This is a genomic window from Citrobacter sp. Awk 4 (genome assembly GCF_028069725.1).
Classification (GTDB): Bacteria; Pseudomonadota; Gammaproteobacteria; order Enterobacterales; family Enterobacteriaceae; genus Citrobacter_D.
The window spans coordinates 1-12,351 of the sequence record NZ_JANEWG010000038.1; the positions used below are offsets into that span (position 1 = coordinate 1).

Below are 12,351 nucleotides of genomic sequence, written 5' to 3' on the forward strand. Positions count from 1 at the left end.
TACGGGCCGTAAGTAACAAAGTTGGATGCAAATGTCAGATCGTATGCGCCTGTTAGGGCGCGGCTGGTAACAGAGCCTTACAGGCGCATTTGAAAAACCTCCGGCTATGCCGGAGGATATTTATTGCATTTCATGTCACGGTGTCAGTTCCGACATCTATCGTTCCTGAATCTTACATCACCGCCAGCAGGTTCTCTGATCCCCAGAATAACGAGTTCTCACAGATCGTTAAGCTGTGACTCAACGTACAAATACCCGATTCCCAAAATTTGTTGGGGGCGGCTGAGTTGACCAAAACCAATGTGTGTCGCTTTTGCACTGGGTCCTTCGTCCCGGTCAAACGGGTTAAATCCGGTCTGGCGAATGATCGTGTTTAACCAGTTTTCGCCGAAAGCGCAGCTGCGTCCGTAAAGCCATATCTGATTGATATTAAGAATATTCAGGAAGTTATACAGACTCAGACCAATCGCATTAGCAGCACTCTCTACCCATGCCTGAACCTGGACGTCACCGCGCTCCCAGGCGTGAATAAGCGCCGCCGTGGTTAACTGCTCTGGAGACAATTCTGCGCCAGGTTGTGTTTTTAGCCAGACCCTGGCCTGTTTTTTTAACGCGCTTAATGATGCAACCGTTTCCAGACAGCCATAGCGACCGCAATCACAGGCGATACCGTCAGGATTAACAATGGTGTGTCCAATTTGCCCGCTGCCGTACAAGTTCCCTCTGTAGATCTGATCGTTAATGACGAACGATGAACCGATGCCATAATCGACGTTTATGACGCAGAAATCCTGATGCGCGGTGCGGTTTTGCCATTTTTCCGCCAGCGCGAGCATGACACAGTCATTATCCAGCCGTACCTGTATACCCAGTTGTTCTTCCAGCAAATACTTTATTTCGACAGGTGTTTTCCATCGCGCCTGGGGCATGGTTTGCGACACGCCAGTAACCGGATCGACCTGCCCATGCACACCCAGCGCCAGGTTAATCTGTTGTGTCGGATACTGCTGTCGATAATATCGCCAGCACCCGGCAATTGCCTTGAGCAGCGCCTGTGGCTCTGGGGCATCCACCGAAATATGCTGATGTTCGCCCACAGCCAATAGCCGCGAGTCGGCAAGCTGGCACTCAATGCTGGTGGGCGAAATGGTCATGCACAGGGTCCACGGACCCTGCTGCGGAATTTGATAGCTACCGCTGTTAAGCCCACGGGCACTCATGTTTTTGTTGGAATGGCTGATGCGTCCTTCGTCCAGCAACTCTTCCAGAATGTTACTGACGGCCGGAATCGATAAGCCGGTTCGTTGGGCGAGTTGCGATTTACTGAGCTGCTTTTCTCGCCATAAATGCGACAAAAACAGTGCCTTGTTTGCCAGGCGGACCCGCGCATTATTAAGACCCAGTCGCAGCATATACTTAACTCCCTTAACTGTATTGCGTGAACACTGCGTATTTAAGCAGCGAACTGGCGCTATAGACTCACCGTATTCTCTTTTTTTACTTTATTTCATTTAGTGGAGAAAAGCATGTACGGTTCAGTCAAGGTCTGGCAGGAAACGATCTCACTCCCTACGTGGACCACCGGCGAAGAAGATACTAACCCGATGTTTTTGGAGAATCGTGTTTATCAAGGATCGTCTGGCGCGGTTTACCCTTATGGCGTCATCGATACGTTGAGCGGGCAGCGTGAGATGCGCGAATACCACGCGGTATGGATGGAGAATGATTTCATTCGCATCATGTTGCTGCCGGAGTTAGGTGGGCGTATTCATCGTGCTTATGACAAGGTGCAGCAACGTGATTTTGTCTATTACAACGAAGTCGTGAAACCTGCCCTGGTAGGATTGTTGGGGCCCTGGATTTCTGGCGGTATCGAATTTAACTGGCCGCAGCATCACCGTCCCACCACGTTTATGCCAGTAGACTTTACACAACAGGCGGGCGAGCACGGCGAACACACCGTGTGGATGGGGGAAGTGGAGCCGATGCGCGGTCTGCAGGTCATGACCGGATTCACGCTCTGGCCGGATCGCGCCTTGATCGAAATCACCGGTAAAGTCTTCAATGGTAATGCGACCCCGCGTCATTTTTTATGGTGGGCTAATCCAGCCGTCAAAGGTGGTGATGATCATCAGAGCGTCTTCCCTCCAGATGTCACGGCTGTTTTCGACCACGGTAAACGTGATGTATCTGCCTTTCCGATCGCCACCGGTACCTACTACAAAGTGGACTACTCCGCTGGTGTCGATATTTCCCGCTATAAAAACGTCCCTGTTCCCACGTCCTACATGGCTGAAAAGTCGAATTATGATTTTGTTGGCGCCTGGCACCACGGGGAGCGCGGTGGATTGCTTCACGTTGCCGACCACCATGTTTCACCGGGGAAAAAGCAGTGGACATGGGGATACGGTGATTTCGGCGTTGCCTGGGACCGCAATCTGACCGATGACAATGGTCCGTACATTGAATTGATGACAGGGGTGTTTACCGATAATCAGCCGGATTTCACCTGGCTTGCCCCGTATGAAGAAAAAGTGTTTGTGCAAAATTTCTTGCCTTACAGCGAGTTAGGCATGGTGCAAAACGCCAGTACCCAACTTGCGCTGCGCCTGGTTCGGGATGAGGCACAACTTTCGCTGGGCGTTTACGCCATTGCGCCGCTGCAAAACGTACTGGTCACACTGTCTGACCAGGGAAAACCGTTCTTCGAGAAAACGCTTACCCTGGAACCGGGACAACACTGGCAAACCCGCCTTTCTGATACGGGCTACACGCGTGTGACAATGACGGTCAGTCAGCAAGATGGCAGCGTGTTGCTTGATTACGAAGAGCATATCGCTGAAGAACTGCCGCTACCTTCGGCGGCCAGCGCACCGGAATTGCCGGAAGCATTATCCAATACTGACGAGCTTTATTTTATTGGTCAGCATCTGGAGCAGTACAACCACGCCAGCCGCTATGCGGAAGATTATTACCGTCGGGCGCTGGAGGTGGACCCGCTGGATTATCGCAACAATGTGGCGCTGGGGACGCTGGCGCTAAACCGTGCTGACTGGGCGCTGGCGGAGCAATGCGCGCAATCCGCGTTAACACGGGCGCATAAACTCAATAAAAATCCACGAGACGGCGAAGCCAGTATGCTGCTTGCGACAGCGCTTGAACGGCAGGGCAACGATGATGCGGCCTGGGATCATTACTATAAAGCGACCTGGAGTGGAAACTGCCGTGACGCCGCTTTCTGGTCGCTTGCCCGTATTGCCATGAAGCGTAAGGATTACGCTGGCGCGCTGGAAAAAGTGAACCAGAGTTTGCGTTTTAACGGCAGCAACAATCTGGCGATGGGCATGAAAGCGCTGGTGCTGGCAAAACTCGGCCGTATTGCACAGGCGCAATCGTACATCACGCAACAGCTTACTGAGTATCCTCTGAGCTATACCCTGCATTACGCGCGCTGGGCCATCACCCAGGACGACGCGGCAAAAATCGGGTTACTCAATGTCACGGGGCGGCGCGGCACCAATGCCTGCGAATTGGCTGGATGGTTGATCTCTTTTGGGATGAAAGAGGCCGCTCGCGATGTGCTGGAGGTGTTGGATAGCCAGGAAACGCTGCCGATGTTGTGGCGGGCCTCGCTGAGCGACAATCCACAACCGTTTATTGCGCGTGCCCAGGCGTGCCTGCGCAACCGCGTGCGTTTTCCCAATTCGCTGGACGAAGTGCAAATGCTGCAAACGCTACCGCACTGTGCTTTTGCCCGCTATCTGCTGGGGTGTTTCTGGTATAGCAAACGCCGTTACGAAGAGGCTGTTGCCTGCTGGCGCTTTACCCTTGAGCAGGAACCTGATTTCGCACCGGTGTATCGACTGCTGGGCGTTTATGCCTGGAATAAACAGCATGATGCACAGTTGGCTGCACAGTATTTGTCCCAGGCGGTCGCGCTTGAGCCAGAAAATGCGCGCTTCTTGTTTGAACTCGACTATCTCAACAAACTGACGGCCCAACCGGTAGCGCAGCGCCTGCAAATGCTGGAAGAGCGTAAAGAGGTCGTTCTTCATCGCGATGACCTGACCGTAGAGTTACTCAGCTTGTGGAATGGGCAGGGTAAATATGATGCTGCTGCCGCAGTGCTGAGTGAACGCGTATTTCATCCCTGGGAAGGGGGAGAGGGCAAAGCCACCGGGCAATATCTGCTGAATCAACTTCATCGCGCGCTGGCGGCGATTCAAACGGGCGATTTACCGACGGCGATGACGCTGCTCCAGCAGGCGTTGCATTACCCGCATAATCTGGGAGAAGGGCGGTTACCTGGGCAAACCGATAACGACATCTGGTATTTACTGGGTTACTGCGCGCGATTGCAGGGGCACATTGATGAGGCGCAGCGCTACTTTGCCCGGGCGACCCGGGGCGGTTGCTCACTGGATGCTGGACGCTATTACAACGATCAACCTGTGGATTATCTCTTCTGGCAAGGGATGGCGCTAAAAGCGCTGGGTGATAACGCGGCGGCTGACGCGCTCTTTCATAGTTTCGGTCAGTGGGTTGATATGCATCGCGACGAGATCCCTGACGTTGATTTCTTTGCGGTGTCGCTGCCGGATCTGGTGGTGCTGGATACGCCCGCTAAAGAAAAACACCAACAACATTGCCAGTTTATTGCGGCATTAGGCGCGCTTGGATTGGGCGATCTTTCTGGGTGCCAGCGCGCGCTCAATACACTTCAGACACTCAATCCGTCTCATGACAAGGCGTTGTTGTTACGACACGCGTTAAACATACAACTATTTCAATAACACCCTAACCAGGTGGGGGCTGCCCCCACCTGAACCCCTCTGTTCCCTGCGTTTCCCTGAGAGAGGAATCATAATGAATAACACGCAGACACATTTAAAAATTGGTTATGTCTGGACTATCTGTCTGGTTGCCGCCTGCGGCGGCCTGCTGTTTGGCTATGACTGGGTGGTTATCGGAGGAGCCAAACCGTTCTATGAAGCCTGGTTCTCAATTACCGATCCCGCACAGTCCGGTTGGGCGATGAGTTCGGCGCTGGTCGGATGCATCTTTGGCGCGCTGATCTCTGGCTGGTGTGCCGACAAATTTGGCCGAAAAATGCCGCTGATCCTGTCAGCTGTCCTGTTCAGCGCCTCGGCCTGGGGAACGGCGGTTTCCAGCAACTTCGACATGTTTGTTATCTACCGTATTGTCGGCGGGGTGGGGATTGGCCTGGCATCGGCTCTCAGCCCTCTCTATATCGCGGAAGTTAGCCCGGCAGAAAAACGGGGGCGTTTTGTGGCGGTTAACCAGCTGACTATCGTCATTGGCGTACTGGCGGCGCAGTTAATTAACCTGATGATTGCCGAACCCGTTGCTGCTGGCGCTACGCAGCAGGCGATTGTCGAAAGCTGGAATGGGCAAATGGGCTGGCGCTGGATGTTTGGTGCGGAACTGGTGCCTGCGCTGGCGTTTCTGGTGTTGATGTTTTTTGTGCCTGAATCGCCCCGGTGGTTGGTAAAAGCAGGTAAACCCGAACGTGCCCGCGCCATGCTGCAGCGGATTGGCTCGCCAGAGTATGCCGAACAAACACTGAAAGAGATCGAACAGACCCTACAGAAAGACACGCAAAAGGTGGCCTGGTCTACGTTATTACAGCCACAGATCAAACCGATCGTGATTATCGGGATGGTTCTGGCGGTCTTCCAGCAATGGTGCGGGATCAACGTGATCTTCAACTATGCGCAGGAGATCTTTGCCTCCGCCGGGTTTGATATCAATAGTACGCTGAAATCGATCGTCGCAACCGGGGTCATCAATCTCATCTTTACCCTCGCCGCGCTGCCGCTGGTGGACAAAATTGGCCGCCGTAAGCTGATGCTGTTTGGCGCGTCCGGTTTAACGGTCATTTATGTGTTGATTGCAGGCGCATATGGGTTAGGCATTATGGGCTGGCCAGTGCTCGTTCTGGTATTGGCGGCAATCGCCATTTATGCCCTGACGCTGGCTCCCGTTACCTGGGTTCTGCTGTCTGAAATTTTCCCTAACCGTGTGCGCGGCCTGGCGATGTCATTAGGCACACTGGCGTTATGGATTGCCTGTTTCTTACTGACTTACACCTTCCCGCTGCTAAATGCTGGATTAGGCGCTGCGGGGAGTTTTCTGCTCTATGGCGTGATTTGTGCGATGGGCTATGTTTACGTCCTGCGTAATGTACCGGAAACCAAAGGCGTAACGCTGGAAGCACTGGAAGAACAACTGGCGGCGCGACACGCAAAAAGTGCCCCCTCTTCTCAGCAGCATCGGGCTCAGTAATGGACGGCACGGTAACGCTTCAAAACGCGCATCTGAGGATGCGCGTTGATCCGCAAGGCGGTACGTTGTTGGATCTGTTTTCGTTACGTCATCAACACGCTGTTTTACGGGCGGGCAAAGGGCATGCTGCGGGTGATTGCGCTCAGTTCCCCATGTTGCCGGTCGCTAATCGCGTGGCGGGTAATCGCTTTAAATTGCATGGTGATGAGGTGATTTTGCCAAATCATCGTGCGGATGAACGCTTCTTTCTGCACGGTGACGGTTGGCTGAAACTCTGGGATCTCGTCAACGTTGCCAGTGACCGTTGTGTGTTGCGATTGCGTAGTCGGCTGGCATGCGGCTACGACTATCTGGCGGAACTTCACTATCAGTTGGAGGACTCGACACTCAAATCCTCGCTGACGATAACGCATCAGGGGGAACGCCCGATGCTTTACGGCTGCGGTTTTCATCCGTTTTTTGTGTTCGACGCACAAAGTACCGTGCAGTTTTCCGCCAGCGGGTATTGGCCGGAAGATGAACAGCATCTGCCGTTGGCGTGGCAGGTGAAAATCCCCAGGTCTGCGAATTTCGCCCATCCACAATACGGCGAGGATACCTGGCTGAATGTGGGGTATTCCGGCTGGAGCGGGAAGGCGGTCATACAACGTGATGTGATGCGTGTCACGCTTTTGGCGCAAACTCCGTGGCTGATGCTTTTCAGAATGTCGGGCGGCGGGTTCCTTTGTCTTGAACCGCAGTCGCATCCGGTCAACGCCCATCATATGCCGGGGCAGCCCGGACTGCAGGTTTTATCTCAGGGGGAGAGCTGCCATTTCGCTATGCAAATCATCGTCGATTAGCCTAACGGCACATGTTATATCACTGTTAATACATACTTGCGCCAGCCTGCGTTTATCGCCAGACTATCGCCTCCTAACGGGAGGGAATCATGGTTTTGCACTCCACGCGCTGGCTGGCGCTCGCTTATTTCACCTATTTTTTTAGCTACGGTATCTTTTTACCCTTCTGGAGCGTCTGGCTCAAAGGTCTGGGATTAACGCCTGAAACCATTGGTCTTCTGCTGGGCGCAGGACTGGTGGCGCGTTTCCTCGGCAGCCTGCTGATTGCCCCTCGCGTAAGCGATCCTTCCCGGCTGATTTCTGCATTGCGTGTGTTGGCATTGCTGACGCTGGTCTTTGCCCTGGCATTTTGGGCAGGGACTCACGTTGCATGGCTGATGGTGGTGATGGTTGGGTTTAACCTGTTTTTCTCTCCGCTGGTGCCGCTGACGGATGCGCTGGCAAACACCTGGCAAAAACAGATAACGATGGACTATGGTCGGGTCAGACTGTGGGGCTCGATTGCGTTTGTGATTGGCTCCGCGCTGACCGGTAAACTGGTGAGCCTGTTTGATTATCAGGCCATTCTTGCACTGCTGAGTCTTGGGCTGGCTTCTATGCTGTTGGGGATGCTGCTGCGCCCAGGCGTGTTGCCGCAAGGGGAAAGTCGTCACCAGGAGAGCGCAGGCTGGCCAGCCTGGCGCGCGTTGATAACACAAAGCTGGCGCTTTCTGGCCTGTGTGAGTTTGTTGCAGGGGGCGCACGCCGCATATTACGGCTTTAGCGCGATTTACTGGCAGGGGGCAGGGTATTCCGCGTCGGCAGTTGGCTATTTATGGTCGCTGGGCGTCGTCGCGGAAGTCATCATCTTTGCGCTCAGTAATAAGCTGTTCCGTCGTTTTAGCGCCCGTGATTTGTTACTGCTTTCCACCGTTTGCGGAGTTGTACGCTGGGGGTTGATGGGCTGGAGCACTGCGCTGCCGTGGCTGATTGTGGTGCAGATCCTGCACTGCGGTACTTTTACCGTTTGCCACCTGGCGGCGATGCGTTACATTGCCGCTCGTCAGGGTAGCGAAGTGATCCGTTTGCAGGCTGTTTATTCCGCCGTGGCGATGGGCGGGAGTATTGCCATCATGACCGTCTTTGCCGGGTACCTCTACCAACATCTGGGGAGCGGCGTGTTCTGGGTGATGGCGCTGGTTGCGCTGCCCGCGATAGCCATACGGCCAAAAGTGGCAGCGCGCTCGCCAGCGCTATGATTCGAGTATACGGCGGATCTGCTGTTGCTGATGCGTCGTTAACACCTGCTCGGCATGGATCAGAGGGGGTGAAAAGAGCGGTAGCGGTGTGGTGTAGGGGGTGACAATCAGCGTAACCCCACGCAGCGAACCCTCTTTTTGAAACGCCAACATGGGCATGCGTTTAATATTGAGCGGCAGAAGCGTGAGTTCACGCAGTTGCTGCTCAATGTCTTCCTCGCGGTGTTTGTCATTGCCCGTCAGCAGAACAATTTGCTTTTCGTGCAGATCGTTTTCCTGCATCAGCCATGCGCCGAAAATCACCGCAACCAGTCCGCTCTCTTCTTCAGAAAACTGCACATTGTATTCCGCCTCAAACCCACTGAGCGCATCACGGGTGGTCCGCACCAGTCGCGGGTAAAGCTTTGCGAACTCTTCAGGTAACGTATTATCGATACCGATAGCGAACATGCTGCGGTGCAGCGCCTGCGCGAGATGGATGTAAAGTTGATCGTGCAACCCTTGTTCGTCGCGAAAGCGAGTATTGCCCATCTCTCTAAAGCGCAACACCAGTCTGGCGACGGCCAGACGCAGCTGTCGATCTTGCTGATGATTGTCGCGGATGGGATCAGGGATCCGGATCAGTGAAAACAGCAGGGCGATAAACAGCGACTCATTCAGTGGCGCATTTTGCATCACGCGGCGTTGCCAGTGACGGCCAATCTCCAGAGCGAGTTGATACTCTGCGCAGGATTGCGCCCACCGCTGCTGTACCGGGTTAAACTCCGGGGAGATACCGGCATGGTGTTGCAGCAGGCAATACTGCAAAAACAGCTGCAAAAACTGGATATCACGGAATTCAAACGGTTTTTGCAACCGCCGCGAGCAGAGATTAATCAGCGCGTGGAGATTCGCGTCGTCATATAACGTGCGTGCAATCCCTCGCTGTTTAAGCTCGGTTTTCAGCGCATGCGTAAACTGTTGTGTAACAAACGTCGGACACAGCCGCAGACCGCGTCGTAACCACTGTACCAGGCACAGACGTTGATTAAGCGCTGAACCTTCAATCCGGTAGCGACCGTTTTGAGCAGTGGTGATGGTGAGCTGATGATAGCGCTGGATCTCCAGGCGGGTTTCGGTGATATCCTCACGAACAATCTCATCATCAACGCCATTGAGTGCGCTGAGTGTTTCCGTAGTGGCATTTTGCCCAGGCTGGAAAAGCGTCAGTAGCACCTGGCAGCGGCGCTGGGGAGCGGAAAATACAGATGGTGTAGTGAGTGTTGGCATCATCCGTCTGGCCTCCCGTTGGTATGTTAGGTAAGGATAGCTAAAGTTTGCCTGTGAAAGTGGGGATAAGGGCGCTTTACACCAGGAATGCTGAAGAGCATCACAGAATTTTTAACGTGAGGAAGAGATGCAGGCAGTGAAACGCAGCGTTTTGATGATATTTCTGGCAGTTTACTCTTTTACTGCGGAGGCGCACCCTCATAGCTTTATTCATCTACAAACTCAGATCGTTAGCGAAAATGACCAGTTTGTGGCGCTGAAAATGCGCTGGACGATGGACGAAATCACCTCTGCCGATCTGCTTTATGATGCCGGGAATGCTAAACCGGGTTCGGAGATATGGAAAAAGCTGGCGGCGGAAGTGATGGCCAACGTGCTCGGGCAGCACTATTTCACCGAGGTCTGGCATCGCGGACAAAAGGTGAAGTTTAAAAACCGGCCCACAGAATATGGGATGGCGCGTGAAGGTCATCAGGCTGTGCTGACATTTGTGCTACCACTGGCACAACCGCAGCCATTACACGGACAGACGTATACATTTTCGACCTTCGACCCGAGTTATTATGTCGACATGAGCTATGACAAGGACAGCGACGCGATGCTGCCGCCGACGTTGGAAAAGCAGTGCCAGATGGTGATGCACACACCGACGCCAAATGAAGAAACGCTGAGCTTTGCCCAGTCGCTAGATAAAGAAGATGCCCCGCCGGAGGATATGAATTTGGGCCAACAGTTTGCACAGAAGGTGACGGTGACATGCCAGTAATGTCCCTGTCACGCCGTCACCCACGACGTTGGTGGGCATTGTGGCCGCTGGCGCTCTTCGTCTTACTGGCAATCGGCGGCGGATTTTGGCTGTGGCAGAACTGGCCACAAGTGATGGTGAAAAGTGTTCTCTGGCAAAGAGAAGTGAACCAACAGATTAGCGTCTTGCTGAAGGCCGTGGCGGCGAACCCGACCCAGGCAGGTGGTTCGCTACTGTTGTTTAGTTTTACGTATGGCGTGCTGCATGCACTGGGGCCGGGGCATGGAAAAGTGGTGATCACCACCTGGCTGGCGACCCACCCCTCAAAGCTGAAATCCAGTATCGGCCTGACACTGGCATCATCCTTGTTACAGGGACTGGTGGCGATTGGGCTGGTGGTTGTGGTGCTAACGGTACTGCAACTGCCTGCGCGACAACTGCATATGAGCAGTTTCTGGCTGGAGAAAGGGAGTTATGCATTGGTTGGTGTGCTGGGGATTTTACTGTGCTGGCGGGCGTTGAAAAAATTACGCATGCTGCTGCGTCGCCCGAAATTTACCGCCTTTACACCGCACCACGTGCATCATGAAAACTGTGGTTGTGGGCATCAGCATTTGCCTAATCCTGAACAGTTACAGCGCGGGGATGACTGGCGCGCACGGCTGATGATTATTCTGTCGATGGGGATGCGTCCCTGTTCCGGCGCCATCATGGTGTTGTTGTTCAGCAAAGTGATTGGCGTCTTTAGCTGGGGAATGGCGTCGGCGCTGGCGATGGCGGCGGGCACATCTTTAACGATAACCTCTTTGGCTTTGCTGGTGCACAGTTTTCGAACGTTGGCTATCAGGCTAAGCGGTAACAGAACGCCGGTATTATGGCGACAGGTTGGCGGGGTAACGCTGGCATTAGCCGGAGGCGCAGTGCTCATTATTACTGCTGTGGTGATGTGGGTAAGTGCGGTGCCAGTGGGAAGGGGATTAAGGCCATTTTAGAAAAACCGGATAGTGGCTGACGCCTTATCCGGTCTACGTGAACGGTATGCATTGTAGGCCGGATAAGACGCGTAAGCGTCGCCATCCGGCACAACAACAGATTAACGCTTCAGCGCATCGCTCAGTTCGTCACGCATATTCGCCAGCATCGCTTTAACAACGCGTGGGTTACCTGCGACGATGTTGCCGGTTGCCATATAGTTATGACCGCCAGTAAAGTCGCACACCAGCGCGCCTGCTTCACGGGCAATCAGTTCACCTGCGGCAAAATCCCACGGCTTGAGACCGATTTCGAAGTAACCGTCAACGCGAGCAGAGGCAACATAGGCCAGATCCAGCGCAGCGGAACCGGTGCGACGGAAGTCAGCGCATTCGGTATACATTTTGCCGAGAATATTCATGTAAGAGGTGGCGTGCTGCTTGGCTTTGAACGGGAAGCCGGTGGCGATAATGGTGCCGTCCAGATCGCGAGCGGTGCTGCCGCGCAGACGGTAGCCATTCAGCTGTGCGCCCTGACCGCGAGTGGCGGTGAACAGTTCGTTACGCATTGGATCGTAAACAACGGCGACTTCAGTACGGCCTTTAATGCGTACTGCGATGGATACCGCGAAGTGCGGGAGGCGTTTTACGAAGTTAGTGGTGCCATCCAGTGGATCGATAACCCATTGAACATCCAAATCTTCACCAACATGTTCACCGCTTTCTTCGGTGATGATGGTGTGCTGAGGGTAAGATTTGCGGATCGTTTCGATAATAATCGCTTCGGCGGCTTTATCAACGTTAGTCACAAAATCATTGCTGCCTTTCTGGCTGGTTTCTACAGAGTCTGGAGTTTCGTAGTGTTTGGCAATTACATTACCCGCCTTGCGCGCTGCGCGCACGGCGATGGTCAGCATCGGATGCATCGGTCTCTCTCACTGGATGTTAAAGAACGGGAAAACGGCGCAGAGTATAGCAGC

9 protein-coding genes are annotated in these 12,351 nt (G+C 53.9%); 6 read left to right on the forward strand and 3 right to left on the reverse strand.

The window, feature by feature from the left end; translation table 11 throughout:
• Positions 1-218 precede the first annotated feature (218 nt).
• Positions 219-1,412, reverse strand: a complete 1,194-nt coding sequence (locus tag NNO04_RS15790) for an ROK family transcriptional regulator (protein WP_271445495.1) — start codon at positions 1,410-1,412, stop codon at positions 219-221.
• Between the two features lie 114 nt (positions 1,413-1,526).
• On the opposite strand from NNO04_RS15790, the gene NNO04_RS15795 reads away from it, so the two are divergent.
• The 4 genes from NNO04_RS15795 (at position 1,527) to NNO04_RS15810 (ending at position 8,386) form a co-directional block, all read left to right on the forward strand.
• Positions 1,527-4,793: a DUF5107 domain-containing protein gene (locus NNO04_RS15795; RefSeq protein ID WP_271445496.1), complete on the forward strand. Its 3,267-nt coding sequence runs from the start codon at positions 1,527-1,529 to the stop codon at positions 4,791-4,793.
• 73 nt (positions 4,794-4,866) lie between these two features.
• Complete coding sequence (locus NNO04_RS15800; RefSeq protein WP_271445497.1) at positions 4,867-6,306, forward strand: sugar porter family MFS transporter; 1,440 nt, start codon at positions 4,867-4,869, stop codon at positions 6,304-6,306.
• Positions 6,306-7,148 (forward strand): aldose 1-epimerase, encoded by an 843-nt coding sequence (locus NNO04_RS15805; RefSeq protein WP_271445498.1) that lies wholly within the window; start codon positions 6,306-6,308, stop codon positions 7,146-7,148. Before NNO04_RS15800 ends, NNO04_RS15805 begins: the two co-directional genes overlap by 1 nt.
• An 89-nt stretch (positions 7,149-7,237) precedes the next feature.
• Positions 7,238-8,386 carry a 3-phenylpropionate MFS transporter gene (locus tag NNO04_RS15810; protein ID WP_271445499.1) on the forward strand — a complete coding sequence of 383 codons (1,149 nt, stop codon included), beginning with the start codon at positions 7,238-7,240 and terminating at the stop codon, positions 8,384-8,386.
• Here NNO04_RS15810 and csiE read toward each other — a convergent pair.
• Positions 8,381-9,658, reverse strand: coding sequence for a stationary phase inducible protein CsiE (csiE, locus tag NNO04_RS15815; RefSeq protein ID WP_271445500.1), 1,278 nt, complete (start codon positions 9,656-9,658; stop codon positions 8,381-8,383). The two genes, NNO04_RS15810 and csiE, sit on opposite strands and share 6 nt — an antisense overlap.
• Positions 9,659-9,782: 124 nt before the next feature.
• Here csiE and NNO04_RS15820 point away from each other — a divergent pair, with 124 nt between their 5' ends.
• Together NNO04_RS15820 and NNO04_RS15825 are read left to right on the forward strand one after the other, a co-directional pair.
• Complete coding sequence (locus NNO04_RS15820; RefSeq protein ID WP_271445501.1) at positions 9,783-10,421, forward strand: DUF1007 family protein; 639 nt, start codon at positions 9,783-9,785, stop codon at positions 10,419-10,421.
• Positions 10,412-11,392 (forward strand): nickel/cobalt transporter, encoded by a 981-nt coding sequence (locus NNO04_RS15825; RefSeq protein WP_271445502.1) that lies wholly within the window; start codon positions 10,412-10,414, stop codon positions 11,390-11,392. Before NNO04_RS15820 ends, NNO04_RS15825 begins: the two co-directional genes overlap by 10 nt.
• Before the next feature lie 101 nt (positions 11,393-11,493).
• On the opposite strand, the gene suhB is transcribed toward NNO04_RS15825, so the two are convergent.
• Positions 11,494-12,297, reverse strand: coding sequence for an inositol-1-monophosphatase (gene suhB, locus NNO04_RS15830; RefSeq protein ID WP_162379120.1), 804 nt, complete (start codon positions 12,295-12,297; stop codon positions 11,494-11,496).
• Between the last annotated feature and the right edge of the window lie 54 nt (positions 12,298-12,351).

What these genes read in the sequence shown, in the direction of transcription:
- NNO04_RS15790 (WP_271445495.1), bottom strand. Translation starts at nt 1,412, where the DNA reads ATGCTGCGACTGGGTCTTAATAATGCGCGGGTCCGCCTGGCAAACAAG.
- NNO04_RS15795 (WP_271445496.1), top strand. Translation starts at nt 1,527, where the DNA reads ATGTACGGTTCAGTCAAGGTCTGGCAGGAAACGATCTCACTCCCTACG.
- NNO04_RS15800 (WP_271445497.1), top strand. Translation starts at nt 4,867, where the DNA reads ATGAATAACACGCAGACACATTTAAAAATTGGTTATGTCTGGACTATC.
- NNO04_RS15805 (WP_271445498.1), top strand. Translation starts at nt 6,306, where the DNA reads ATGGACGGCACGGTAACGCTTCAAAACGCGCATCTGAGGATGCGCGTT.
- NNO04_RS15810 (WP_271445499.1), top strand. Translation starts at nt 7,238, where the DNA reads ATGGTTTTGCACTCCACGCGCTGGCTGGCGCTCGCTTATTTCACCTAT.
- csiE (WP_271445500.1), bottom strand. Translation starts at nt 9,658, where the DNA reads ATGATGCCAACACTCACTACACCATCTGTATTTTCCGCTCCCCAGCGC.
- NNO04_RS15820 (WP_271445501.1), top strand. Translation starts at nt 9,783, where the DNA reads ATGCAGGCAGTGAAACGCAGCGTTTTGATGATATTTCTGGCAGTTTAC.
- NNO04_RS15825 (WP_271445502.1), top strand. Translation starts at nt 10,412, where the DNA reads ATGCCAGTAATGTCCCTGTCACGCCGTCACCCACGACGTTGGTGGGCA.
- suhB (WP_162379120.1), bottom strand. Translation starts at nt 12,297, where the DNA reads ATGCATCCGATGCTGACCATCGCCGTGCGCGCAGCGCGCAAGGCGGGT.